The organism is Brevibacterium samyangense, assembly GCF_039529845.1.
GTDB lineage: Bacteria > Actinomycetota > Actinomycetes > Actinomycetales > Brevibacteriaceae > Brevibacterium > Brevibacterium samyangense.
In genome coordinates, this window is the sequence record NZ_BAAANO010000002.1 from 164,790 (window position 1) to 189,046 (window position 24,257).

Annotated in this window: 23 protein-coding genes; 9 read left to right on the forward strand and 14 right to left on the reverse strand. The window is 69.1% G+C overall.

Translation table 11 applies throughout. The features are described from left to right. Positions 1–63: 63 nt before the first annotated feature. The gene (locus ABD172_RS01015; protein ID WP_344306105.1) at positions 64–2,196 is read right to left on the reverse strand and encodes an HNH endonuclease signature motif containing protein; all 2,133 of its coding nucleotides are present in this window, start codon (positions 2,194–2,196) and stop codon (positions 64–66) included. Between the two features lie 794 nt (positions 2,197–2,990). After that, complete coding sequence (locus ABD172_RS01020; RefSeq protein WP_344306109.1) at positions 2,991–3,743, reverse strand: DUF3592 domain-containing protein; 753 nt, start codon at positions 3,741–3,743, stop codon at positions 2,991–2,993. Between the two features lie 171 nt (positions 3,744–3,914). On the opposite strand from ABD172_RS01020, the gene ABD172_RS01025 reads away from it, so the two are divergent. Continuing rightward, entirely contained in the window at positions 3,915–4,751 is an 837-nt protein-coding gene (locus ABD172_RS01025) for a hypothetical protein (RefSeq protein ID WP_344306115.1), read from the forward strand. An 80-nt stretch (positions 4,752–4,831) separates the two neighbouring features. Beyond that, positions 4,832–7,549, forward strand: coding sequence for a trehalose-phosphatase (gene otsB / locus ABD172_RS01030; RefSeq protein WP_344306120.1), 2,718 nt, complete (start codon positions 4,832–4,834; stop codon positions 7,547–7,549). Positions 7,550–7,718: 169 nt separating this feature from the next. On the opposite strand, the gene ABD172_RS01035 is transcribed toward otsB, so the two are convergent. Next, positions 7,719–7,889 (reverse strand): hypothetical protein, encoded by a 171-nt coding sequence (locus ABD172_RS01035; protein ID WP_425546633.1) that lies wholly within the window; start codon positions 7,887–7,889, stop codon positions 7,719–7,721. 24 nt (positions 7,890–7,913) lie between these two features. Here ABD172_RS01035 and ABD172_RS01040 point away from each other — a divergent pair, with 24 nt between their 5' ends. Continuing rightward, on the forward strand, positions 7,914–8,075 hold the full coding sequence (locus ABD172_RS01040) for an FCD domain-containing protein (protein ID WP_425546635.1): 162 nt from the start codon (positions 7,914–7,916) through the stop codon (positions 8,073–8,075). A gap of 16 nt (positions 8,076–8,091) precedes the next feature. Here ABD172_RS01040 and ABD172_RS01045 read toward each other — a convergent pair whose 3' ends face one another. From ABD172_RS01045 to ABD172_RS01065, 5 genes are all read right to left on the reverse strand, one after another. Beyond that, positions 8,092–9,825, reverse strand: a complete 1,734-nt coding sequence (locus tag ABD172_RS01045) for an AMP-binding protein (RefSeq protein WP_344306126.1) — start codon at positions 9,823–9,825, stop codon at positions 8,092–8,094. Further along, complete coding sequence (locus ABD172_RS01050) at positions 9,822–10,301, reverse strand: TIGR00366 family protein (RefSeq protein ID WP_344306173.1); 480 nt, start codon at positions 10,299–10,301, stop codon at positions 9,822–9,824. The genes ABD172_RS01045 and ABD172_RS01050 overlap by 4 nt, the downstream gene beginning before the upstream one ends. A 132-nt stretch (positions 10,302–10,433) precedes the next feature. Beyond that, positions 10,434–11,672, reverse strand: a complete 1,239-nt coding sequence (locus tag ABD172_RS01055) for a sensor histidine kinase (protein WP_344306129.1) — start codon at positions 11,670–11,672, stop codon at positions 10,434–10,436. Positions 11,673–11,723: 51 nt separating this feature from the next. Continuing rightward, positions 11,724–12,659: a response regulator transcription factor gene (locus tag ABD172_RS01060; RefSeq protein WP_344306131.1), complete on the reverse strand. Its 936-nt coding sequence runs from the start codon at positions 12,657–12,659 to the stop codon at positions 11,724–11,726. A gap of 3 nt (positions 12,660–12,662) precedes the next feature. Next, a complete protein-coding gene (locus ABD172_RS01065; protein ID WP_344306133.1) occupies positions 12,663–13,436 on the reverse strand; it encodes a hypothetical protein in 774 nt (257 codons plus the stop codon). Between the two features lie 75 nt (positions 13,437–13,511). On the opposite strand from ABD172_RS01065, the gene ABD172_RS01070 reads away from it, so the two are divergent. Continuing rightward, positions 13,512–13,760, forward strand: a complete 249-nt coding sequence (locus tag ABD172_RS01070) for a hypothetical protein (RefSeq protein ID WP_344306136.1) — start codon at positions 13,512–13,514, stop codon at positions 13,758–13,760. Positions 13,761–14,044: 284 nt separating this feature from the next. Here the strand turns inward: ABD172_RS01070 and ABD172_RS01075 are convergent, their stop codons facing one another. The 3 genes from ABD172_RS01075 to ABD172_RS01085 are packed head-to-tail and all read right to left on the reverse strand — an operon-like array spanning position 14,045 to position 16,960. Next, a complete protein-coding gene (locus ABD172_RS01075; RefSeq protein WP_344306138.1) occupies positions 14,045–16,312 on the reverse strand; it encodes a heavy metal translocating P-type ATPase in 2,268 nt (755 codons plus the stop codon). Positions 16,313–16,322: 10 nt separating this feature from the next. Continuing rightward, the gene (locus tag ABD172_RS01080; RefSeq protein WP_344306140.1) at positions 16,323–16,535 is read right to left on the reverse strand and encodes a heavy-metal-associated domain-containing protein; all 213 of its coding nucleotides are present in this window, start codon (positions 16,533–16,535) and stop codon (positions 16,323–16,325) included. A gap of 20 nt (positions 16,536–16,555) precedes the next feature. Then, positions 16,556–16,960 carry a metal-sensitive transcriptional regulator gene (locus ABD172_RS01085; RefSeq protein ID WP_344306141.1) on the reverse strand — a complete coding sequence of 135 codons (405 nt, stop codon included), beginning with the start codon at positions 16,958–16,960 and terminating at the stop codon, positions 16,556–16,558. 301 nt (positions 16,961–17,261) lie between these two features. Here ABD172_RS01085 and ppk2 point away from each other — a divergent pair, with 301 nt between their 5' ends. Beyond that, entirely contained in the window at positions 17,262–18,167 is a 906-nt protein-coding gene (ppk2, locus tag ABD172_RS01090) for a polyphosphate kinase 2 (RefSeq protein WP_344306175.1), read from the forward strand. Positions 18,168–18,327: 160 nt separating this feature from the next. Here the strand turns inward: ppk2 and purB are convergent, their stop codons facing one another. Then, the gene (purB, locus tag ABD172_RS01095; RefSeq protein WP_344306143.1) at positions 18,328–19,752 is read right to left on the reverse strand and encodes an adenylosuccinate lyase; all 1,425 of its coding nucleotides are present in this window, start codon (positions 19,750–19,752) and stop codon (positions 18,328–18,330) included. A gap of 165 nt (positions 19,753–19,917) precedes the next feature. On the opposite strand from purB, the gene ABD172_RS01100 reads away from it, so the two are divergent. Then, on the forward strand, positions 19,918–20,739 hold the full coding sequence (locus ABD172_RS01100) for a LysR substrate-binding domain-containing protein (protein WP_344306145.1): 822 nt from the start codon (positions 19,918–19,920) through the stop codon (positions 20,737–20,739). A gap of 68 nt (positions 20,740–20,807) precedes the next feature. Further along, positions 20,808–21,656: a class I SAM-dependent methyltransferase gene (locus ABD172_RS01105; protein ID WP_344306147.1), complete on the forward strand. Its 849-nt coding sequence runs from the start codon at positions 20,808–20,810 to the stop codon at positions 21,654–21,656. 45 nt (positions 21,657–21,701) lie between these two features. Here ABD172_RS01105 and ABD172_RS01110 read toward each other — a convergent pair whose 3' ends face one another. After that, positions 21,702–21,986, reverse strand: a complete 285-nt coding sequence (locus ABD172_RS01110; RefSeq protein WP_344306150.1) for a hypothetical protein — start codon at positions 21,984–21,986, stop codon at positions 21,702–21,704. A gap of 161 nt (positions 21,987–22,147) precedes the next feature. Between ABD172_RS01110 and ABD172_RS01115 the strand changes: the two genes are divergently transcribed. Further along, positions 22,148–22,510: a type II toxin-antitoxin system RelE/ParE family toxin gene (locus ABD172_RS01115; RefSeq protein ID WP_344306151.1), complete on the forward strand. Its 363-nt coding sequence runs from the start codon at positions 22,148–22,150 to the stop codon at positions 22,508–22,510. After that, positions 22,507–22,818: a helix-turn-helix domain-containing protein gene (locus ABD172_RS01120; RefSeq protein ID WP_344306153.1), complete on the forward strand. Its 312-nt coding sequence runs from the start codon at positions 22,507–22,509 to the stop codon at positions 22,816–22,818. Before ABD172_RS01115 ends, ABD172_RS01120 begins: the two co-directional genes overlap by 4 nt. Before the next feature lie 168 nt (positions 22,819–22,986). On the opposite strand, the gene ABD172_RS01125 is transcribed toward ABD172_RS01120, so the two are convergent. Then, a complete protein-coding gene (locus ABD172_RS01125; protein ID WP_344306155.1) occupies positions 22,987–24,198 on the reverse strand; it encodes an amidohydrolase in 1,212 nt (403 codons plus the stop codon). Between the last annotated feature and the right edge of the window lie 59 nt (positions 24,199–24,257).

Sequence of the window (24,257 nt, forward strand, 5' to 3'; positions counted from 1 at the left end):
TCCGGAGCATCTCGGGCTGTTGAGGTCCTGAGTTCCGGCATCCGACGCTCTGCCTTTCTGAACTCAGAACGGTGGCGGTTCGTCGTCGACACCACCGGAATGCCACGTCGAGTCCGGACCCGAGGCGCTATCTCCTGAGGCGTCGGAACTGTTACTGGCGCCCGCGCCGGGCCGATCACTCCCACCGGGGCCGGAGACGGGGCAGTTGGCGGGGATGACGCTGCGGCCAGGGCGGGGACTGTCGCCCGGACCGTGGCCGGGACCGTCGTCACCGCCGCCGTCGTATCCGGCACCGTCGTCACCCTCATCCTCATCACCGTCTCCTTCGGCGATCCGTCGGAAGTCCTCGGCATGCCAGACCTCCACCGGATCCCCCGGCGGGAACACTTCCACCTCGTTCCCGTACGGCAGCACCCAGCGCACACCCCCATCCGGAGTCGCCGACACGCGTAGTCTTCTGTCGGTCTTCGCCTGATGATGCCGTTTGCACAACGGATGCAGGTTCTCGAACACGGTCAACCCACCGGAATCCGGATCCGCGTGATTGAACTCCCGTATGTGGTCCATTTCCGCTTTCGCAGCCTGCCTCGTGCACCCCGGGGCGGTGCAGTACCTCCACTTCTGGATGAGCGTCGCTCTCACATCCGGTGGAATCGCATACCGCTTCGCGCGCGCATCGAGTGGAGTACCCGTTGCCGGATCCGTGAGCACTCGGGTGAGTGTCCTCGAGTGCCCGGCGAGGGTCCTGGCCACCTCGGCCGGTACCGGGGACCCGTCCGGGAACACCCCGTACAGGTTCCCGTTTCCGAAGAGGCTCAGGTACGGGACCGTCACCACCACAGACGCCTGATTCCGCAAGTAGTCCCCGGCATCGGGAAGTTCGAGCACGAGTTCCTCAGCACCCTCACCCGTGGCCAGGTCCGTGGTCTCGGATTCGTGCCGGGTGGTCGGCATGCGACGCGTGGTGACCTGCGGGCGTGACAGGGAGAGGATGTCGAACATCAACTGTGCGATGTTCCGATGATCGATCAACCCGATCCGCTCGCCCGAGACTCCTCCAGGTGTGCCCTCGCTGGTACCGGCACCATCTGCCGCCGCAGAGGCCGCGCCACCCACAGCACCATTGCCGGTGACTGCATCCAGCTCAACACCGGGCACGGCACCGCCAGTCGCGACCGGCTTGCGGTAGAACACACTGCGCGCCAACGCCTCCACACGTCGGAAGCACGCCTCGACGAGCAGGCTCGGGCCGGTGAGGATCAACGCACCGGTGCCGTTACCGTAATGCTCGACGTCCACCCGGCGTTCCTCGAACGCTTTCGCCTGCCGTACCTCCCTGGGCACCAACGTCCGGACGAGTTTGTTGAGCGCAACCCGGAACGTCTCCGGAGTGACATCCGCCCGTCGAGTCGCCAAATGGTGATCGACCTTCGACAACAACGCTGCCGGGACACGCCCCGCGATCCTCGCTGCCGTAAGCACGTGATCGACCCCGAACTCGCCTGCTTTCGCACGGGCGAAGAACCTCGGGAGGCCGTGAACGACCGTGAGTGCGTCCCGGCAGTACCCGTACGCCTGGAGCGCCGACTTCCGCAACAGTGCCGACAGGTTCACCAAATGCTCTGCGGTGAGGTGCTCACGTATCCAGTCGCCGAGCGCGGAAGTCGGACGCAATGCGGGCAGGGGCAACCGGACCGGTTCATCGAGATCCCCCGGGGCACGGGGCACCTCCCCGTGCTCACCGTCGGCCCACTGCCCATCGCCGCATGACTGCCCATCGCCGCATGACTGCTCATCGTCGGCCCTCTGCTCATTCACTACACCCTGTTCATCGGCACCGACGGCCTGCGCGACCTCCGAGGCACCCGCAGCAGTGGAGGACTCGTGCTCTACCGCGTCGGTAGAAGTCGAGGCAGAAGAACCGGTATCCGGCTCGGTGTCCGGGTGCGGGCCCCACATCAGCGCCCGTTCCTGCGCAGCCCGTTCGGCAGCGATCTCCGCCTCCCGCTGCGCGACCTCCACACCCCACCGGCGCAACGTGGTCGCGATGGCTTCGTACTCGGCGTGCAGGAACTCCGGCAACGATGCCGGAGGGGTCGCGTTCGTCAACGCGTCCTTGTCATGGGCGGTGGTCTCGATGATCACCTCGGAGACCACGTACCCGGCCACGGCCTCGAGCTTGGCGAAGAACGCCACGGCTTCAGCCCGTTCCGCTACGGCTACGGCCGCCAGGCGTGCAGGACCGGAGGCATCGAACGCCTCGAGCCGCCCGTCCGCGGTGTCCGGAAACCCCGTGAACGGCACCGGCGAAGGCGCGGGACCGGTGGCGGAATCATCGGAAGTGCGCGAGGTTCCTCCCGCACCGAAAGCACCGGCAACATCGGAACGCTCCTGTCGCCCTGGTGATGTCCCGCTTCGATCGAACGGCGCACGCCCGGCATCACTCGCGCCGGAGCCGGGTGCGCTGCCGCGACCGGGCTCGTGCGGGGTGCCCTCGGATTCGATGGTCATGACCGATACCTCCCTCGGAACAGGTCGGGACGAGAGGAGAAGAACAGCGAAGAGAGAACAGCACTGAAGAGAAGGAGAGTCGGTGGAGACCGTGGGGACGCCGCCCGGCGGTCGGTGCGGGGAAGGGAGGCCCGGCCCAGGGAGCGAGAACTCATCCTCGAGCCGCTCCGGTGGCTGTTCCGGCAACCTCCACCAGTATTAGAAAGTAAATAGATCATAGTGGCCGATGGGTCACTTTGAACAGGGTTTTCCCGAGATTGTGGATAAGAAATCTCCTGTCCACAGGACCTGGCGCCGAGGAACGACCTACTGACACGAATCGGATCCCCACCATTCGGATCCCCGCCACGAACACTGTTCCACGAGGCACGGACGTACCCCCGGTCGGGGACTACGGCGTGAGGTCGCGTCGGACCGCGGAGTCGCACTACTCGCCGGCCCGGCGCCCGCCGCCGAGGGACCGGCGGCTCAGGACCCGATCAACCCAGCAGCCCCACGAGCACCCCGGCGCTCAGCCCGAGGACGAGGGCGGCGACGCTGCTGCGGCGCACCGAACCGACCGCTGCGAGGAGGCGCCGGCGCCGGGTGAACGCACGATCGGCGTCGATCGCACAGGCGGTGTCGCGGGAGTCGGCACGGGTGTCGAGAACCATCCGTGCCGGATCCGCCCGGTCGAACCGCACGGGGATCACCACACCCTCGCGCAGCCGGTCCGCATCGACGGGGTCGAGGGTCCAGACGAGCCGGGACCGCAGCGCGAGCCCGGAACTGCACCTGGCCACGAGATCCACCTCGTAGACCCGACGGCGTCGGTCCCGGCTGCGTTCGCGCATCCGCCGGATCCGTGCGACCCCGGTCTCGCCCGTCCCGAGGATCCGCGCCCGGGCACTCGCAGCGATCTCCCGAGGCGCCCCCGGCGCCGTACCGAGCGCGAGCAGCCCGGCCGCGCAGGCCGCGAGAAGCAGTGGCCAGATGCCGAGGAGGACCCGCGCGAGCGGGTCCGTCACCGCCGCGAGGGCGGCGGGTTGCAGCCCGGCCGGCCACAGCACGAGGAGGCCGACGAGCGTCATGCCGAGGCCGAGCCCGAAGGAGAACCACAGGGCGCCTCGGCCGACGGGGAGCGAACGACGCAACGGTGGGTCGTTCGGGGGAGTCGGGTGGGCTCCGGGCGCGGTCGACCGCAGGGCCGACTCCTCCGTCACCCGGGATTCCACACCATTGCTCTCCGGCATGGCGACACGCTATGCCACCGGGGAGAACGCCGGGACAATGGGTCCTGACGGGGGCGTGAATGGGGCCCGGACGAATGCAGAACGTCCCACTCCGGGAACCCGATCGCGTGAGGCGGTCGACTCCCCGGAAAACCGCAGTGACCGGGCCGACGAACGTAGACTGGTGCGGTGATGACGGAGAACGCGCACGAGAACAAGGACTCCCGGAACCCGGACTCCCCGCAGCATGGTGCCGCGGGCCCGGATGTCCCGACGACCGGATCGAGCGACACCCCCGGCACCTCCGGCACGCCCGGAGGCACCCCCACCGGCGCACCTGCGGATGACGCGCCCGCCAGCGATGCTCCTGCGAACGGCGTCACCGCGGGCAAGGCACTCGACCGGACGCTCGGTACGTGGATGTTCGTCCGCGGGGCCTGGGGCTTCGTCTTCGGTATCGCGACCGTCTTCTGGCCCCGCGTTCCGCTCTCGGGCATGACGCAGCTGTCTGTCACCGTCGGAACAGCGGACCTCCTCCTCCTCGTGTTCCTCGTCGGGTCCGCGCTCCTCCTCGTCGCCGAGGGGATCGCGCTCGGCCGGTCCGTCACCGGGTCCACCAGGGCATCCGGCACCACCAATGCATCCGGCGCCTCGAAGGCGCCCGAGGCGATCTCGGCGCAGGCCGCCACCCTCCGCACCGCCCGGTTCGGGCAGGCGATCGTCACGATTCCCGGCCTCGTCTTCCTCGTCCTCGCGGACATCCCCGCCGAACTGCGGGCCGCCGTCGCCGTGTGGTCGCTCCTTCACGGTCTGCTCGAGCTCTGGGTGTGGTCGAACCAGCGGTCGAAGCCCATGGCGTCCGACTTCCTCATCGGCGCGGTGCTCCACGTGGGCCTCGGCATCGTGATCTTCGCAGCCTCCACGATGGGGGCACTCACGGTGCTCGGCTCCGCCGGCGCAGTCGTGACGGTGGCCTCGGTACTGTATATGTTGGGTGGATACTCCCGCAGGTCACGCGCCCGGAGCTGAGGGTCCTCACGACTGTATCGAGGATCCTCGTGTCGGCCGAGGCGCTTCCGCACGATCGATCACCCCTTCCAGGAGGGCCCATGACCGTACTCGGCACCGCCTCGCAGTCCGCACTCGGACACCACCTCGAGTCCTGGAATCCCGCGGCTCCCACCGCCGGCCCGCTCGGCGACCTCGCGCATGCGATGCGCACTCTCGACCCGGAGCTCTTCGCGGACATCTCCCGGATCGCCCGGGTGCCCCGACTGCTCATCGCGACCGATTACGACGGCACGATCGCCCCCATCGTCGCCAGGCCCACCCAGGCCTATCCGCACCCCATCTCCCTCGTCTCCATGCGTTCGCTCTCCGCCCTGCCGGAGACCGAGGTGGCCGTCATCTCCGGCCGATCCCTCCGCGATCTCGCAGCCATGTCGCGTCTTCCGCGCGAGGTGACGCTCGTCGGCTCGCACGGCGGCGAACGCGATATCGACGCGATCTCCGAACTGACGCCTCACCAGCGTGCGGCCCTCCAGAAGCTGCGCCGCACCGTCCTCGAACTGTCCACCGAGTTCCCCGAGGTGTACGTCGAGTCGAAGCCGACCGGCGTCGCGGTGCACCTGCGAGGACTCGAGGACGGCCCGCGCGCCGCCGCCGAGAAGGCGATCGCCGACCTCACTGCGACCGACGGTGTCTCCGTCGTGCGCGGCAAGGAGGTCGCGGACGTCTCCGTCGTCACGACGTCGAAGGGCCAGGCACTCGAGGCGCTCCGGGAGGGCTGCGGGGCGACCGCGGTCCTCTACATCGGCGACGACATCTCCGACGAGAAGGCCCTCGAGACGCTCGGGTCCACGGACGTCGGTATCAAGGTCGTCTCCGCCGAGGCGCTCGCCGGTGCCGCGGGCGACGGCCTCGGGGTGGTCGGGACGGCCGCCCGCTACACGGTCGCGGACCCGGACACGGTCGCGGTCATCCTCACGAGCATCTTCGAGCTGCGCCGGTCGTGGCTCTTCGGCCAGCAGGCCGTGCCGATCGAACGGCACTCGATCCTCGCGAACGGCCAGTCAACCGCGCTCGTCGACCCCGCCGGGCGCGTGTGCTGGATGCCGCACCCGCTGCCGCACTCGGCCTCGATGTTCTCGGAGATCCTCGGTTCGGGAGCCGCCGGGTACTACGCGGTGGCCCCCGCCTCGGGCGCCAAACCGCTCACCCAGCGGTACATGAGCAACACGACGCTCCTCGAGACCCGGTGGGCCGGCCTCACCGTCCGCGACTACCTCGCGCCGGTGCCCGAGGACAGTCAGGACACCGTGCTCGTCCGGGTGCTTTCCGGCGACGTCGAGGCGGAGATCCGGTTCGCACCCCGCCCCGACTTCGGTGCGTACCCGGCCCGGCTCGAACTCGTCGGTGACGGCGTGCGGGTCACCGGTACCGCGGAACCGATCATGCTGCACGCCCGCGGTGTCGAGTTCACCCTCGAGACCGAGGACGGTTCCGACACCGCCGTCGCGCGGGTGAACCCCCGGGCCGTCCCCGGCGGCGAGGTCGTCCTCGTCCTCGTGTGCGGCGGTTCCTTCGAGGACACCGACTTCCTCCTCGAGGGCGGGGAGAAGCAGGTGCGGCGACTCGCCGCCGGGTACTGGCGCAACTGGGTGGAGACCCTCGACGTCCCGGACTTCCGCCGGGACGACGTCATCCGTTCGGCGATCACCCTCCGTGCCCTGTGCCACGTCCCCACCGGTGGCGTCCTCGCTGCCGCGACCTCCTCGCTGCCCGAGGGCATCGGCGGTATCCGTAACTGGGACTACCGGTACACGTGGCTGCGCGACGGGTCGATGACGGTGCGCGAACTCCTCGGGCTCGGGTCGAGCGCCGAGGCCGAGGGGTTCCTCTCCTGGCTCTCCGGGATCCTCGCCGAGGCGGCCGGCCCCGAACAGCTCCACCCCCTCTACGCCGTCGACGGGTCCGCACTCACGACGGAGGCCGTGCTCGAACACCTGCCCGGCTACGCCGGGTCCCGGCCGGTGCGCGTCGGCAACGCCGCCGAGCACCAGGTGCAACTCGACGTGTTCGGCCCGGTGACGGAGCTGCTGCACGACGTCACCGCCGAACTCGGGGAACTCACCGACGAGTACTGGCGCCTCACGTGCGAAATGGTGACGGCGGTCGAACGCCGCTGGCACGAACCCGACCACGGCATCTGGGAGGCGCGCCGGGACCCCAAGCACAACGTGTACACGAAGGTCATGTGCTGGGTGACGGTCGACCGTGCGATCGCGATCGCCGAACGCTTCGACCGGGAGATGCCCGGCGCGTGGCGGCAGCTGCGGGAGACGATCGCCGAGGACGTCGTCACGAAGGGCTGGAACGAGAAGGTCGGCGCGTACACCGTCGCGTACGGGGAGGACGACCTCGACTCGGCGTGCCTCTTCATCGGACTCTCCGGACTGCTCCCGCCGACGGACCCCCGGTTCGTCGCGACGGTCGATGCGATCGAACGCGACCTCCGGGTGGGGCCGACCGTGTGGCGGTACCACTACGACGACGGTCTGCCCGGCCTCGAGGGTGGGTTCCACATCTGTACGACGTGGCTCATCGAGGCGTTCCTGCTGGTGGGGCGCTATTCGGACGCACGGGACCTCTTCGACCGCCTGCACGCTCTCATGGGGCCGACCGGGCTCTTCCCCGAGGAGTACGACCCCACGACGGAGACGCACCTCGGCAACCATCCGCAGGCGTACTCGCACCTCGGGTACATTCGGTGCGCGAAGCTCATCGCCGACCTCGGGGTCGCCTCGGCGGACACCTCCGCGATCTGAGGGGTCGAAGGGCTGAGGGGCGACCTACGGGTCGACCCCGTGCGCGAGTCCCCATCACCGTCGCGAGTCGGCAGCACCGTCGTGCGATGATGCGTGGAACTCGGGATTCCGGTGGCCACTCGTCACCGGGGTGGCACGTCAGGGAACACGCCGCTGAAGCGCACGTCCCTCACAGCAACCCCTTGACCCGCTCGACGATCTTCGCGGTGGAGACGCCGTAGCGGTCGTAGAGGGTGGGGAGAGCGCCCGCATCGAGGAACTCGTCCGGCAGTCCGACCGGTGTCACCCGCTTCGTCGTGCCGGAGAGTGCGAGCTCTCGGGCAATCGCACGCTGCTCCACCAGTGGGAGTCGCTCGAGGGGTCGATCCGTATGACGATCGTGTTCGCCGGGCTCGAACGCGCGGTGCGGAACATGGACTCCGCCCGCCACGTCGTCCTCGTCGACGCGATCGCGAGCGGGGACCCGGAGGCCGCCCGTGCCGCGGTCCTCGAGCACATGGAGGACGCCGAGGCGAACCTCGGGTGAGGCCCGGTGCGCTGCCTCAGCTGCGTGCCCAGTCCCGCAGGACCGCGGCCTTGATCTTGCTGCCGTTCGTGCCGGCCCTCGTGGGCATCCGCTCGATCACCCGTACCTCGGCCGGGACCTTGTACCGGGCGAGGCGACGAGCGCAGAAGTCCCGCAGCTCGTCCCCGTCCGGGGCGGACCCGGGGGCGGGCTGGACGAACGCGACGACCTCGGGCTCGCCCGCGCCGTCGGTCCGTGACACGACCTTGACGATCTCCGCCGCCGGATGCTCGGCGAGGTGCACTTCGATCTCCGCCGGATCCACGAGGAAGCCCTTGAGGCGGATGACGTCGCCCATCCGGCAGACGTAGACGAAGCTGCGGTCGTCGACGGCTTCTCCGAGGTCACCGGTGAGGAACCAACCGTCCTCGGTGGTGTTCGTGTCCATCGCGCTCCCGCTCGCCGGCGTTCCGTCCGGTGTGCGTCGGTCGCCGAGGTATTCGTCGACGACGTTCGGGCCCCGCAACTGGATCTCTCCACGGTGACCCTCCGGGACCTCCGTCCCGGTGTGGGGATCCACGATCCGGTACGCGTAGTCGGGCGCGCTCAACCGACCGCCTCCCCGGATGCGCTGTGCCGGCGGCACCGAGTCCTCCCAGAAGGTGAGGAGCGAGAAGACCTCCGAGGACCCGTAGACCCCGCTCGTCACCGTGCCGAACTCGCCCGCGGACCACGCGGCGAGTTCCGCGGACATCCCCTGGAAGTCGGCGACGCCCCACCACCTCCACATGGACAGGTCCCGGCGCCGTCCCTCCCACGCAGCCCGCACGCGGGCGATCATGTCGTCCCCGCCCACATAATGGGTGCCGCCGAAGCGTTCCCAGTCGTCGAGCAGCGCCTCCGGGTCGAACACCGGGTGCAGCAGGACGGACGCCCCGCCTGCGAGCGCAGCCATACCGGCCATGTACCCGAAGACGCCGGAGTACGGCAGGGGTTCGACCATCACGTCCCCGGACCCGAACCCGAGGCGTTCGGCAACGGCGGACATGTGGTGCAGAACCGCGTGTTCGCAGTGGGCGGCGACCTTCGGCAGCCCGGTCGAGCCGGACGTCGTGAACCCCACCGACAGTGTGCTGGGAGATCCTTCCGTGCGGTACGCATCCGCCCGTGCGAGCACCTCGGCGGCCGTGTGTCCGGTCGTGCCCGGTACGGGCGAACGGACGGCCCCGGCACCGAGGCCGTACCGGTCGACCACTTCGGGCGGCACGAGGTCGACGCCGGGACCGGCGGACACGACGACCACGGGCGCCCGGTACTCCGGGTCCGATGACAGCGCCTCCCGGTCCTCCAGCGCCTCCCGGGCCTCGGCGACCGCTTCCCGTGCCGTCGGGAGGAAGTCGATCCCGCGGAATCCGTGCGCCATCACGAGCGCGGCGGGACGTGCCTTCGTGAGGACGTTCCCGACCACGGCGACGTTGTAGCGGGTATTCACCCCGATGATGTGCGCGCCGACGGCCGAGGCTGCGAACTGCCAGGCGTAGACCTCGGCCCACGACGGCAGCCAGACCGCGATCCCGTCACCGTCGCCGATTCCGTGGGACCGGAGGAGATCCGCCAGGTCGACCGCCGTGGCGAGGAGATCGAGGCGGGTGTGCTCGACGTGGTGCCGTGCGGTTCCCGCTTCCACGGGTTCGATGAGGGTGCGGCGCTCGGGATCGGCCCGGACCGCGTCGGTGAGCAGGCCGAACAATGTGCGGGTCGTGTGCGTCATCGCACCATCTCCTTGATCCAGCCGTCGACGGTGACGGCGAAGTCGGGCATCTCTTCCATCGGATAGTGGCCGATGCCGTAGAGCGAGAATCCCGCGTACCCCGCCGCAACCGCGAGCGGATAGTGCATGCCGGGGACCGTGCGGGCGAGCTTCCGGGCGAGCACGACACCGATCACGAGGCCGAAGCCGACGTTCAGCCAGGTGCCGAGAGCCCCGGCGAACGTCACGAGTGCGATCGCCGTGCGCGGACGGGAGATCCGGCGCGAGAGCGCGTTGAGTCCCCGGTCGACGAGCGGGGTACTCGCGAGCATGTACCCCGTGAGGAGCAGCATCGCGATCTGGAGTGCGAGTTCGATGAGGTCCCACGCGGAGTCGCCCCACATCCACACGAGGTCGAGCGGATTCGCCCGTTCGATGACGAGCGCGAGGATCAGTGTGACGAAGGTGAGGCAGACGGAGACGACGAGCGAGGAGATCCGGGCCGCCGTGGACCGGGTTGTCGATCGGTGGTGCGCGGGGGCGTCACCACCTCTGCAAGAACGATCGTTCTTGTACGAGCGAGTGTGCCACCTCGGGCGGTGGGGGACAACCCGGTGTCGGGAGCGGGCTCAGCCCTGGGGGAACGTGAGGGTGGCGACCGCGCCGCCGGTTTCCGGGGAGTTCGCGAAGGTCATCGTCATGCCGAGGAGGTTCGCCTGACCCTGGGCGATGACGAGCCCGAGGCCCATGCCGCCGCCACCGGCGCTCACGAACCGGGTGGGACCCGTCGCGAGGATGTCGCGGGGGTAGCCCGCGCCGGCATCGGACACGATGACGCTCGTCGGGGTCGTGCGTACGTCGATCGGATCCGCGCCGTGCTTGACGGCGTTGACGAGGAGGTTCGAGACGATCCTCTCGAACCGCCGCTGGTCGGTCTCGATGAGGGTGTCACCGGCGCCGAGGTCGACCCGGACCTCGTGATCGGTGATCGCCCCGGAGGCCCTGAGCGTCGTGAGCAGGGACTTCACGCTGTTGTCGACGTGCATCGGGGCGAGTTCCGGGTTCGCCCGGCCCGCGTCGAGGCGGGAGACCTCGAGGAGGTCCTCGACGAGCACCTGGAGGCGGTGCACCCGGTCCTTCACGAGCTCGGCCGGCCGGGAGTCCTCCTCGAGGAGGTTCGCCGCGTTCACGAGTCCGGTGAGCGGAGTGCGCATCTCGTGTGCGAGGTCCGAGGTGAAGCGTTGTTCGGAGTCGAGGCGTTCGGCCAGTCGTTCGACGGCGGTGTCGACGGCCTGGGCGAAGGCCGTCACCTCGTCGTCCCCGGCCTCGATGACATCGGAGATCCGCACCGAGGTGTCACCGCCGGCGATCCGCCTGGCCGCCTGCGCCCCCGTCGTGAGTCGGCGGGAGACCTGCCCGGCGACGAGCGAGCCGATACCGCCGATGACGAGTGCGGACCCGATCATCCCGATGATGATCGCGCGGTCGATCGAGCGCAGGAGTTCCTGGGACTCCTCCGTCGAGGTCTGCACCGAGAGCACCGCGGTGTGCGTGCCGACGGAGATCGGGGCGGCCGCCCACACGACCTCCTCGCCGTCGACCTGCGAACGCACCGTGACGCTCTGTCCGCTCAGCGCCGCGTTGCGGGCGTTCGTCGGCAGGTTCCGGTCGTCGACACTCGCATTGAGGCTGAGGACGCCGGACTCCTGGTAGATGGTGACGGCGTCCGTGAGCTGTTCCGTGAGGTTGTTGCGGAGGCGGTCGTTCTCGGAGATCGTCGCGCTCTGCCGCACGACGACACCGCAGGAGAGCACCGCCACCATCACCGAGGTGACGATGACGAGCACGATCTTCCATCTCAACGACACGTGCGCGTCACCTCTCCCTCGGGCACACGGACAGCACCGGATGCACGGGTGTCACCCGGCGAAGCGGTAGCCGAAACCGCGCACGGTCTCGATCATGCCCGCGCCGATCTTCTTCCGCAGGCGCTGGATGTGCACGTCGACGACCCGGGAGTCGCCGGCCCATTCGTAGCCCCACACCGTGTACGCGATCTTCTCGCGCGAGTACACGTGGCCGGGCTCCTCCGTGAGCAGGAGGAGCACACGCAGTTCGGTCGGGGTGAGGTGCACTTCCTTGCCGTCCACCATGACGGTGAGTCGGCCGGTGTCGAGCACGAGGGAACCGAGTTGGGTCCGGTAGGGCCCGAGCTTCTCGCGGCCGGAGTCCGCGGCTGCCGCAGCCGCAGGTGCCGCCGAGGCGCCGCCCGCGGAGGTGCCGGGCGTCGCCTGGCGAGTGGGCGCCTCGGGGGTGGTCTGCTGCCACGCGTCCCGCCGGGGTGCCTCCATGCCGGGGCTGGGGCCGAGCACCTCGGGGATGCCGTCGGCACCGATGGTGCCGCCGGGGCCGAGCGTCGACTCGGTCGGGGCGGGGCGCGAATTCACGGTCGCGCCGACCTCGTCGGGAGAGAAGCCCATCTGGGCGTTGCCGGCGGTGATGAACCGGCGGACGACGCTGCGGATGCGGGCGTTGAGCACCTGCATGTCGAACGGCTTCGTGAGGTAGTCGTCGGCGCCGGCCTCGAGCGACTGGACGATGTCGATCGGTTCCGAGCGGGCGGAGATCACGATGATGGGGACGGAGGAGCGTTCGCGGATCGCGCGGGTGACGGAGGCGCCGTTCATCGTCGGCAGCATGAGGTCGAGCAGGACGACGTCGGCGCCGTGGGTGGCCACGAACTCGTAGCCGTCGCGGCCGTCCTCGAATCCGGTGACGGTGTACCCGAAACGCTCGAGCGCAATCTGCGTGGTTTCCCGGATGACCTCGTCGTCCTCAACCAACACGATGTGCATGCGTCATCCTTCCACCTGGCTGATCCGTTGTCCGGCTTCGAAGCGACCGTCCTGGTACCGGTAGACCTGGACGGACCAGCCGGACGGCTGATGCGACGGATCGCCTTCTCTGTACACCTTCTCCTGGGCCACGAGCGTACCGTGCCGCCCCGGCGTGAGTGTGAGGCCGTGTCCCGAAACGACCAGTCTGACCTCGGGATCTCCGTCGTTCTGCCCGATGACGACGCCCGCGAAGGCGTCCTCGTCGGCGGTGTACCGGGGCCTCTCGTCCTCGTCGTCACCCTCGTCGTCGGAGTTGCCGCGGCGGTCCTCCTGCGAGGTCGGCACGGGGGAGTGGACGAGAGCGACCTGGAAGGTCATGTCCCCACTGTCGAGGACGAGGGGGTCGGAGAGTTCGAGACAGTCCTCACAGGCGGCGACGACGGCCCGGACCTGGGTGTAGTCGGCCGCGGTGTCGTCGGTGTCGAGGACGGCCTCCCGGATCCGGTCGGCGTCGTAGGGTTCGTCGCTCGGGGCGGGATCGGGCGCACCCGGGGTGTTCCCGTCGGCATCGGAACCGAGCCCCGCCGGGTCCACGCGCGTGGACTCGACCCGCAGCCCGTCGTCCGAGGCGCACGCCGAGAGCCCGAGGACGAGCACGAGCGCGGCGGCACCCGTGCGCGCAGTGACACCCGTGCGCGCAGTGACACCTGTGCGTGCAGGGACACCCGTGAACGCAGGCAGCAGCGTGCGGCGGCGAGCGGACCGGTCGAATGCGGCCCGGCGGAAAGGAGACATCGGGGTCCAGTCTGCCGTCTGGGTGGGGAAAGCCTCAAGAAACTGCCGACTACACCGCGTAGAATCGTCTGCATTATGAGCAAAGGCAAGGGCAGGAACCCCGCGAGCTACAAGGACGTTCTCTGGTTCGGAGTCGGTGCCGCCGTTCTCACGTTCCTCGTCACCACGATCACGATGGGTGTGTACCGAGGACACGGCAGCCTCGTGTTGTGCCTGCTGTTCACGGTCATCGCCTTCGTCGCCGCTGCCGGGGTCGCCGGCCTCCTGCACCTCGTGTCCCGCCGCGACGACCCCGAGGATGTGCAGTTCCCCGTTCTCAAGTGAGGGAATGAGGACTCGTTGCGCATGAGGCGCTACATCGAGATCGCGATTCCCTGCGGCAGCGACGTTCATGTCGCAATCGAATGCGGTGTTTCGCTGAAACACAGCAGCCGATTGCGATCTGAGGGCCAGCGACCGCAGGGAATCGCGCAATCGACGGCCATGTGACCTTCTCCGCGTGCCGAATCCACGAGCCGACAGCGATTCCGTACGTATTCAGTCCCGGGTGCGTTGTCGGCCGAAGCCTGGCGTCACTCGAACCGCACCAGCTACTCGAACCGCACCAGCTACTCGAACCGCAGCAGGCGCAGGCTGTTGAGGACGACGAACACGGAACTGAACGCCATCGCGAGGCCCGCGAGCATCGGGTCGAGCAGTCCGAACGCGGCGACGGGGATCGCTGCCACGTTGTAGACGAACGCCCAGAACAGGTTGCCCTTGATGATCCCGAGGGTGCGCCGGGACAACCGGACCGCCTGCGGGATCTGCGCGGGATCGCTGCGCATGAGCGTGATGTCCGAGGCCGCGATCGCCGCGTCCGTGCCGCTGCCCATCGCGATCCCCAGGTCCGCCCGCGCGAGCGCCGCGGCGTCGTTCACCCCGTCCCCGACCATCGCGACGACCCGGCCGGACTCCTGGAGTGCGGCGACGACCGCCTCCTTGTCCGCCGGTCGGACGTCCGCGCGCACCTCGTCGATGCCGAGTGCACGCGCCACCTCCCGGGCGGCGGCCTCGCGGTCGCCGGTGAGCAGGACGGGTGCGAGACCGAGCGCACGCATCTGCGCGAGGGCCTCCCGTGACGTCGGCTTCACGGTGTCCATGACCTCGAGGTGCCCGGCCCATTCGCCGTCGAGGGCGACCCCGACGAGCGTCGCCGAGGCGTGCGCCGGGTCCACCTCGGGCGTCCGGATCCCCTCCTCGGCGAGGAGGCCTGGCCGGCCGACGAGCACGAGGTGCCCGTCGATCGTCGCCCGCACGCCCCCGCCGGGGACGTTCTCGAAGAACTGCACCTGGAGAGGTGAGGTCTCCGCCGATGCTTCCGTCCCCGCGGCGAGCTCCGCCTCCGCGTACTCGGCGACGGCCCGTGCCACCGGGTGCTCGGACCGGGACTCGGCGGCGGCGAGGAAGGGCAGGGAGGTGCGGGACACCTCGGCGGCGGCGACGACCATGCGGCCCTCGGTGAGGGTGCCGGTCTTGTCGAGCACGACGGTGTCGATGCGCCGCGTGCTCTCCATGACGTCCGCCCCGGACACGAGCACGCCGAGGCGTGAACCGCGTCCCGAGGACACCGCGAGTGCCGTCGGCGTCGCGAGGCCGAGGGCGCACGGGCACGCGATGACGAGCACCGTGAGCGCCGCATGGAGCCCGGACGTCCAGTCGCCCGCCACGAGTCCCCAGGTGAGGAACGTGACGGCGGCGATGACGAACACGGCGGGGACGAACACCGCGGCGATCCGGTCCGCGAGGCGCTGCGCCCGCGGTTTCGACGCCTGCGCCCGGTTCACGAGCCCGGCCATCATCGCGAGTGTCGTGTTCGCGCCGACCCGGTCCGCCCGCACCGTGAGCGAACCCGAGGTGTTGAGGGTGCCGCCGGTGACGGCGCTGCCGACCCCGACCTCGACCGGCACGCTCTCGCCGGTGAGCATCGATTCGTCCACCGCCGAGGCGCCCTCGAGGACGGTGCCGTCCGTCGCCACCGTGCTGCCCGGCTTCACGAGGAAGACGTCGCCGGCGCGCAGCTCGTCGATCGGCACCTCCTCGTGGGTGCCGTCCGGGCGGACGACGAGTGCCGAGGGTGCACCGAGCGCGAGGAGCGCCCTGAGGGCTTCCGTCGCACCGGATTTCGCCCGTTCCTCGACGAGTCTGCCGAGGAGGAGGAACACGGTGATGGCGACGGCCGCCTCGAACCACACGTGGGACGAGTGCGGCAGGTGGAGGACGTGACCCTGCGCGGCGGCGACGAGGATCGTCACGAGGGAGTAGAGCGTCGCGACGCCCACGCCCACACTCACGAGGGTGTCCATCGTCGAGGAGAATCCCCGTGCCGCCTTGAACGCGGCGGTGTGGAACGGCCAGGCGCCCCAGGTGACGACGGGCAGGGCGAGGGCCGCGACGACCCAGTGCCAGCCCGGGAAGTGCCAGGGCATCACCATCGAGATCGCGACCGCCGGGACACCGAGGATCGCCGAGCCGATGAGCCGCGGCCGCAGACCGCGCGGGTCGTAGTCGACGACCTGCGGTCCGGTGGACTCGGTGCCCGGGGCCGGGCGGACGGTGGCGCCGTACCCGGCCTTCGACACCGCGGCGAGGACCTCGTCCTCACCGACCTCCGGGGAGGTGAGGCGCACGTGCGCGGAGTTGAGTGGGAGGCTCACGGTCGCCTCGGCGCCGGGGAGTTTCCGGATCTTCTTCTCGATCCGGGTGGAGCACGCCGCGCACGTCATCCCCGTGATGTCGAGGTCGAGTTCGCGGGGTTCGGTGAGTGTGGCAGTGGTGCCGGCTCCGAGGCCGTCGGGGTCGGCATCTGCCGGGGAACGTTCTGTCGTGGAAGGCACGCGGTTCACCTCACTCGAGGGAGTAACCGGCCTCGTCCACGGCGGCGGCGACCTGCGAGGGGTCGAGCGGTGCGGACGAGGTGACGGTGACGGGGGAGGTCCCACCGGCGACGAGGTCGACGGAGACGTCCGTGACGCCCTCGAGGGCGGTGAGTTCCTCGGTGACGGCGGCGACGCAGTGGCCGCAGGTCATGCCGGTGATACGGAGTTCGGTGGTGGTCATGGGAAGTCCTTTCGGGTCTCTCAGCTCTTCACGAGCCGGGCGATGGCCTTGGTGGCCTCGTCGATCTTGGCGGCGGCCGCTTCGGGGGATTCGTTCGCCGCGGTGACGACACAGTGCTTCATGTGTTCGTCGAGGAGAGCGATCGAGACCGAGCGGAGGGCCGCGGTGACCGCGGAGACCTGGGTGAGGATGTCGATGCAATAGATGTCCTCGTCGATCATCCTGGCGATTCCGCGGACCTGCCCCTCGATGCGCTTGAGGCGCTTGCGGTAGGCGTCCTTGTTCTCGGTGTACCCGTGTGTGGCATGCCCTCCTTCGGTGTGTGCGGCCGCGCCGTGCTCGGAGGCGACGGCGCCGGCGGTGTGACCGGGGGCGGGGTGCGCGTCCTGACGGGTGCCGGAAGTGGCGTCGGTGGAATCGCTCATGCCCCGAATGTATACCTCTAGGGGGTATGAATCAAGGGGTGAACTGCGGGTCGTCGCCGAAACCGCCGTCGCGGAGTTATCCACAGGTGACTCCATATTGTGTGCACAGCTGTGAATTCATGGTTTTCGAGACTGTGGACAGCGTGATCCGGACATCGTTCGCACGTGGTTCGCCGCTGCCGCATGCTGAGGGCATCGGATGATTGAGGAGAGCGTGATGGCCGGGAAGAAGCACGGCGCGAAGAAGAGCGGTGCGGGGACGAGCGGTGCAAGGAAGCACGGTGTGAGTACGAGCAACGCGATGGGGAAGAAGACCTCGAAGCGGATCCCGCTCGCGGTCTACGAGGCCGAACTCCGGGCGCTCCAGGCGGACCTCGTGCAGCTGCAGATGTGGATCAAGGCGACCGGTGCGCGCGTCGTCGTGCTCTTCGAGGGCCGCGACGCCGCCGGCAAGGGGTCCGCGATCAAGCGGATCACCGAGTACCTGTCACCGCGCATCGTGCGGACCGTCGCGCTCCCGGCTCCCACCGAGCGCGAACAGACCCAGTGGTACTTCCAGCGGTATGTGCCGCACCTCCCGGCGGCCGGGGAGATGGTCCTCTTCGACCGCTCCTGGTACAACCGGGCCGGCGTCGAACGGGTCATGGGGTTCTGCACGGACGCGGAGTACGAACGGTTCCTCCTCCAGGCGCCGGCGTTCGAGAAGATGCTCACCGATGACGGCATCATCCTCATCAAGTTCTGGTTCTCGGTGTCGGATGCGACCCAGGAGAAGCGGTTCCGCCGCCGGGCGCAGGACCCGATGCGGCAGTGGAAGCTCTCGCCCATGGACCTCGAGTCGATCACCCGCTGGGACGAGTACTCGGCGGCGAAGGAGCGGATGTTCGAGGCGACCGACGTCCCGTGGTCGCGCTGGGTCACCGTCGATTCCGAGGACAAGCGGCACAGCCGCATCAACTCGATCAAGTACCTGCTCGACACGATCCCGTGGGAGCGGATCAGTGTCGAGGAGGTCGAGGTGCCGCCGCGACCGGCCGGCAGCCCGCCGCGCACGAGCCGCAACGGCCGTGTCATCGCCCCCGACTTCGCCGCGACGCTCTACGACGCGGACCCCGCGAGGATCGAACCGGTGAAGCCCCACCACCGGGAGGATTCCGCGAAGCCGGGCACGGGGCAGAAGGAAGGCAAGGCGAAGGACGCCGCCTGATCGCTCCGCACCGACCGCACGAACCGCCGAGGCGCCCCACCGGTCTCCTGCCCGTCACCTCGTGGAGGTGAGGGCGGAGCCCACGATGGGGCGCCTCGGCGTGTGTGGGGCGTGAGCCCCGAGGGCTCAGTCCTCGGAAGAACTCAGCCTTCCGGAGAACTCAGCCCTGCGACTTCCAGGCGGCGACCTCGTCCTGTGCGAGCTTCGTGGCGATGCCCGTGTAGGTCGCGGGGGAGAGTGCGGCGAGGAGCTCGGTCTCCTTCTCCGGCAGACCCAGGCCGCGCACGAACTCCTGCAGCTCCGTCCTGCCGACGGTGTGACCGCGGGTGAGTTCCTTGAGCTTCTCGTAGGGGTTCTCCATGCCCGGGACACCCTGGAGGTAGGCGGCGCGCATGACGGACTGGATGGCCTCCGCGAGGACCTCCCAGTTCGTGTCGAGATCGGCGGCGAGGGCGTCGGTGTTGATCGCGAGGCGCTCGAGGCCCTTGACGAGGTTGTTCAGGGCGAGCACCGAGTGGCCGAAGGCGACGCCGATGTTGCGCTGGCTCGTCGAGTCCGTGAGGTCACGCTGCATGCGCGAGGTCACGAGGGTCGAGGCGAGCGAGTCGAGGAGTGCGCACGAGAGCTCGAGGTTCGCCTCGGCGTTCTCGAAGCGGATGGGGTTGACCTTGTGCGGCATCGTCGACGAACCGGTGGCGCCCTCGACGGGGATCTGCTTGAAGTAGCCCATCGAGATGTAGGTCCACATGTCCGTCGCGAGGTTGTGCGCGATCCGGTTGAAGCGGGCGATGTCCGCGTAGAGCTCCGCCTGCCAGTCGTGCGACTCGATCTGCGTGGTGAGCGGGTTGAACGTGAGGCCGAGTTTCTCGACGAAGGACTGCGCGAGGGCGGGCCAGTCGGCGTTCGGGGCCGCGACGGTGTGGGCGGCGTAGGTGCCGGTCGCACCATTGATCTTGCCGAGGAACTCGGTGTTCTGCACACGCGCGTACTGGCGGGCGAGGCGGTGCACGGTGACCGCGAGCTCCTTGCCCATCGTCGTCGGGGTGGCGGGCTGGCCGTGGGTGTGCGCGAGCATCGGCACGTCCGCGAGGTCCTCGGCCATGCCTGCGAGGGCGTCGACGAGGGCCTTCGCGCGCGGCAGCCACACGTTCTCCACGGCGCCCTTGATGCCGACGGCGTAGGAGAGGTTGTTGATGTCCTCGGAGGTGCAGCAGAAGTGCACGAGCTCCGAGAGGTCGTCCGCGCCGATCTGCTGGAGCGAGTCCTTGATGACGTACTCGACGGCCTTGACGTCGTGGACGGTGACGGCCTCGAAGGTCGCGAGCTGCTCGACGGTCTCGAGGTCGAACTCGGTCACGAGGGCCCGCAGCTGCACCTTCTCGTCCTCGAGGAGGGGGCGGGTGCCGGGCACGACCTCGTTCTCACACAGGTGGATGAACCACTCGACCTCGACGTGGATGCGGTCACGGTTGAGGGCGGCCTCGGAGAGGTAGTCGACGAGAGGAGCGGCATCCTTGCGGTACCGGCCGTCGAGCGGGCCGAGAGCGAGCGCAGGATCGAGCTGGGCGAGAGTCACACGAGTCATGCGGCCCATTTTCTCACGGTTGGCGCACCGGGACCGGCGGGGGCGGTCGCGGCAGGCCGGTGGCCCGGTCGTGGAACTGCTCCGGGTGCCCGACGGGCGGGGGGTGTCGGTTGCGGGAGGATCCGGGACGGCCGGGACGCCGGGTGCGCGCACTACGCTGGTGCCGTGGCACAGGGGAAGAAGCAGAACCGCCGAGGCGGTCGTCCGGGCGCGCAGGGCAGGTCCGGTCGGGCCGGGGCAGGGAAGTCGGGCGGCGGGGCCGGGAAAGCCTGCGCCGCCGGGCGGCGCGGTGCGCCGGGAGGCCGGGGCGCCTCGGCGAAGGGTGGCGCGAAAGGTGCTGCCGGCGCGAAGTCGCCGAAGGTCGTGTTCGACGACCCGGCGGGCCGGGAGGAGCCGCGGACACTGCGCCTCGGAGTGGTGCCGGGGGCGACGCCCGGGAAGTGGATCGAACGGTGGCGGGAGCGGATGCCCCAGGTGACGCTCGACCTCGTCGAGGTGCCGGCCGCCGAGGCACGGGAGGCGCTCCTCGCCGACGAGGTCGATCTCGCGACCCTGCGGCGTCCTCTCGAGGAGACCGGCCTCCACGTCGTCGACCTGTATACGGAACTGCCCGTCGTCGTCATGTCGGCGGAGTCCGACCTCACCGTGGCGGAGGAGCTCGACCTGAGCGACCTCGCCGGCGAAGTGCTCATCACCCCCGGCGACGACGTGCTCGGGGGCTTCGAGGTACCCGGAACCGTCGCCCCGCGGTTCGACACGATCCCCGCCACCGGCGACGTCATCGCGACCGTCGCTTCCGGTGCCGGCATCACGATCGTGCCGATGTCCCTCGCCCGCCTCCACCACCGCAGGGACGCGACGTACCGGGTCCTCCGTGAGGGTCCGGTGTCGCAGGTGGCGCTCGCCTGGCTGCAGGAGAAGGACTCCGACGACATCCAGACGTTCGTCGGCATCACCCGCGGCCGCACCGCGAACTCGACGCGGTAAGGCGGGCGGTTCGGGCAGTCGGGCAGTCGGGCAGTGCGGGCAATTGGGCAGTCGGGCAGGATGAGGGCATGACCTCCTCCCACGTCGACATCCCCTGGGACGACGCCCGCGCCGCGAACCTCGCGAACTGGAACGACCGTGTGCCCCTCCACGAGGAGGCGTACGCGCTCGCCGCCTTCGACGACCCCGCGTACCTGTCCGACGTCGTGCGGGAGGACCTCGCGGCCCTCGCCCCGTACGTCCCGAGTGGGGCGATCGCCGGGCTCGACGTGTGCCATCTGCAGTGCCACATCGGTACGGACACCGTGTCGCTCGCCCGTGCCGGAGCCCGGGTCACGGGTGTCGACTTCTCCGCGCTCGCACTCGAATCGGCGACCCGCCTGGCGGAACGGGTGGGGGCCGACGTGCGCTGGGTGGAGACGGACGTGCTCGACGCCCGTGCCGCGGTGAACGGGGACTTCGACCTCGTGTACACGAGCATCGGGACGATCACGTGGCTGTCGGATCTCGCCCGGTGGGGTGAACAGGTCGCGGCACTGCTGCGGCCCGGAGGCACCTTCTTCATCCGGGACGGGCATCCCGCGCTGTACGCACTCGACGAGGAGGCACCGGACTTGCGCCTGCGGTACGCGTACTTCGGTGACGGCAGGGCGCAGACCTGGGACGACGATTCGACCTACGCCGGTGACGGGAAGGTCGCCCACACGCGGACGTACGAATGGCCGCACCCGCTCTCGGAGATCGTCATGGCGCTCGTGGGCGCGGGGCTCCGCCTCGAGTTCCTCGGCGAGGGGACGGTCCTGCCGTGGCGGTTCAGCGAACGGATGGTCGAGGTCGAGGGTGGTTGGGCCTGGCCGGAGGACGAACGCGCGCTCGTCCCCTGCACGTACACGATCGTCGCGCGGAAACCGGCATGAGGCGCGCGCCGGGGTCCGGGGGCCGTACTCAGGCGGGCGACTCACTCAGGCGGGGTGCGCCTCGGGTTCGGGAGTGCGATCCATCCGGGCGAGGATGTCCTTGAGCGTGGGGCGGACGTAGTCGGGGAACCACGTGGAGTGCGTCTTGCGCACGGTCTCGAGGGAGTCGGAGCCGACGAGAAGGACCTCGACGTCGGGTTGGCCCCGATGAGCGACTTCCTGCGAGGTGTATTCCGCAACCGCTGCGGCCGAATCAGATCCGAAGTCGATGGTTTCGAGGGTATCGGTGCGTCGGTTTCGAATCAGCAGAAACTGCTTCGTCGGACTCATCACTTCACTCCTCTCCTCGTCGTGAACGGGCTCGAAGCATGCGTGAAAGTGCGCCTTCGAGTTCGTCGATCCTGGCGAGCGTCCCCCGCTCGCTGCGGCGGATTCGGGCGATCCGGGGCTATCTCTTGAAGCGGATATCCGATGAATGGGATATTCTCTTCATGAGATGGGCGGTCGAGTTCTCCGATGAGGTGTACGAGTGGTATCGGCAGCTCTCGCCGAGTGGTAAAGCCGTGACCGACGGAGTCCTCGATCGGTTGTCATCCCGCGGGAACGCGTTGAGGATGCCTCTGTCGCGGGCTCTCGGCAGCGGGCTGTACGAGTTGCGATTCTCGTGCGAGAACGTGAATCGACGAATCACTTACGTTTTCGACCCCGATCGAAAGATCATCACGCTCACCACGTTTCGCAAGCAGAAACAGAACGAACGCGCGGAGATTCTGAGGGCAAGGCGCGCGCAGGCGTGGCGTCTCGGAGAGCGCCAACGCGAGCAGAAGATGTCTCGGAGGAAGGGAAACAGATGATCACATGGGATGAGGCGCGTGTAGAAGCGCTTGAGTCGATGACCGAGGCCGAACGCGCTGATTACGACGGTTCGGCGGTCGAGGCCGAGTTCCGTCTGCGACTTGCAGAAATGGTGTACAACGCCCGAACGGCCGCGGGGCTCAGTCAGACAGCTCTGGCGCAGCGCGCGGGAACCCGACAAGCGGTGATCTCCGCAATCGAGAATGCCGCTCAGGCGCCGGGTGGGATCATGCTCTCGCGGATCGCAGAAGCACTCGGGGGTTCGCTGCAAATCGTGCCGGAGCGCGGAGAGAAGCAACCTGCCTGACTGAACAGGGCACGAGGCCGGTGCGGGCCGACCTCATGGAGATTCCGAGGTGCGAGCATCATCTCCATGTGCACGCAGCGTCCCGAGTCGCTGGTGGCAACTCGGGACGCTGCGTGCATCTCGGCGGATCGGCGGGGTGAGGCCGACCGTGTCACCCCACCAAGAACCTCATCCCAGGAACTCGAGTGCCGTGACGACGACCGCCTCGGCGCCGGCCTTGAGGGTGGGGTCCTGGACGGGGGCGAAGAACGGGGAGTGGTTGCCCGGCGCCTCGGTCTCGTTCTCGAACCCGCCGAGGAACCAGTACGCGTACGGGGTGCCGAACGCGAGCGGGATGTGCGGGAAGTCCTCGGAACCGGTCGACGGCTCCGGGGTCGGCAGCGCCTCGTCACCGAAGTGGGCGCGCAGCGAGGAGGTGACCCGTTCGGCGACCGCGGGATCGTTCTCCGTGATCGGCCCGACACTCCACTCGATGTCCGGCTCCTGCGGCGAACCGGACGCCTGGCACTCGGCCCGCACGATCCGCTCGACGGCTGCCTGAATGGTCTTCCGGACCTCGTCGGTGTACGCGCGGCCGGAGATGAGCAGCGTCGCGCGGTCCGGGATGATGTTGTGCTTGTTGCCGGCCTGGAGCGCACCGACCGTGACGACACCGAAGTCGCCCGGCTTGAGCTCACGCGCGACGATCCCCTGCAGCCGCACGACGATGTTCGAGGCGAGCAGCACCGGGTCGACCGCGAGGTTCGGCATCGAACCGTGCCCGCCCTTGCCGTACACGGTGATCGTGCAGCTGATCGCGGCGGACATCGTCGGCCCGGACACGACGTTGAACGTGCCCGCCTTCGCACCCATGACGTGCTGACCGAGCGCCACGTCCGGCTTCGGCACCTTGTTCACGAGTCCGTCCTCGACCATCGCCTTCGCACCCTGGAGCGTCTCCTCGCCCGGCTGGAACAGCGCCATGAACGTGCCCGACCAGTGCTCGCGGCCCTTCGCCATGAGCTCCGCGGCACCGAGCAGCGTCGTCACGTGGACGTCGTGGCCGCACGCGTGCATGACGCCGACCTCGGCACCGTCCGGTCCGGTGGCCTTCTTCGTCGAGGCATACGGCAGGCCCGTGAGTTCGGTGACGGGCAGCCCGTCGAAGTCCGCGCGGAACAGGACCGAGGGGCCCTCACCGTTGCGGAGGATCGCGACGACACCGCCGCCGACCTCGACGAGTTCGTAGCCGCCGATCGCCTCGAGTCGACGGATGATCTCCGCGAGGGTCTCCGTTTCCTCCATCGAGAGTTCGGGGTGCTGGTGGAACCACTCGTACGCCGGGTACATCCACTCGAGGGTGTCGGCGATCGGGGTGAGCACGGATTGCGTTGCGGTCACGGTGTCTCTTTCGTGTGTCGTGCGGATGGACATCTGTGGGGGTGGGCCGCCGAGGCGCC

What these genes read in the sequence shown, in the direction of transcription:
- ABD172_RS01020 (WP_344306109.1), bottom strand. Translation starts at nt 3,743, where the DNA reads ATGCCGGAGAGCAATGGTGTGGAATCCCGGGTGACGGAGGAGTCGGCC.
- ABD172_RS01025 (WP_344306115.1), top strand. Translation starts at nt 3,915, where the DNA reads ATGACGGAGAACGCGCACGAGAACAAGGACTCCCGGAACCCGGACTCC.
- otsB (WP_344306120.1), top strand. Translation starts at nt 4,832, where the DNA reads ATGACCGTACTCGGCACCGCCTCGCAGTCCGCACTCGGACACCACCTC.
- ABD172_RS01045 (WP_344306126.1), bottom strand. Translation starts at nt 9,825, where the DNA reads ATGACGCACACGACCCGCACATTGTTCGGCCTGCTCACCGACGCGGTC.
- ABD172_RS01060 (WP_344306131.1), bottom strand. Translation starts at nt 12,659, where the DNA reads ATGCACATCGTGTTGGTTGAGGACGACGAGGTCATCCGGGAAACCACG.
- ABD172_RS01065 (WP_344306133.1), bottom strand. Translation starts at nt 13,436, where the DNA reads ATGTCTCCTTTCCGCCGGGCCGCATTCGACCGGTCCGCTCGCCGCCGC.
- ABD172_RS01070 (WP_344306136.1), top strand. Translation starts at nt 13,512, where the DNA reads ATGAGCAAAGGCAAGGGCAGGAACCCCGCGAGCTACAAGGACGTTCTC.
- ABD172_RS01080 (WP_344306140.1), bottom strand. Translation starts at nt 16,535, where the DNA reads ATGACCACCACCGAACTCCGTATCACCGGCATGACCTGCGGCCACTGC.
- ABD172_RS01085 (WP_344306141.1), bottom strand. Translation starts at nt 16,960, where the DNA reads ATGAGCGATTCCACCGACGCCACTTCCGGCACCCGTCAGGACGCGCAC.
- ppk2 (WP_344306175.1), top strand. Translation starts at nt 17,262, where the DNA reads ATGGGGAAGAAGACCTCGAAGCGGATCCCGCTCGCGGTCTACGAGGCC.
- purB (WP_344306143.1), bottom strand. Translation starts at nt 19,752, where the DNA reads ATGACTCGTGTGACTCTCGCCCAGCTCGATCCTGCGCTCGCTCTCGGC.
- ABD172_RS01105 (WP_344306147.1), top strand. Translation starts at nt 20,808, where the DNA reads ATGACCTCCTCCCACGTCGACATCCCCTGGGACGACGCCCGCGCCGCG.
- ABD172_RS01110 (WP_344306150.1), bottom strand. Translation starts at nt 21,986, where the DNA reads ATGAGTCCGACGAAGCAGTTTCTGCTGATTCGAAACCGACGCACCGAT.
- ABD172_RS01115 (WP_344306151.1), top strand. Translation starts at nt 22,148, where the DNA reads ATGAGATGGGCGGTCGAGTTCTCCGATGAGGTGTACGAGTGGTATCGG.
- ABD172_RS01120 (WP_344306153.1), top strand. Translation starts at nt 22,507, where the DNA reads ATGATCACATGGGATGAGGCGCGTGTAGAAGCGCTTGAGTCGATGACC.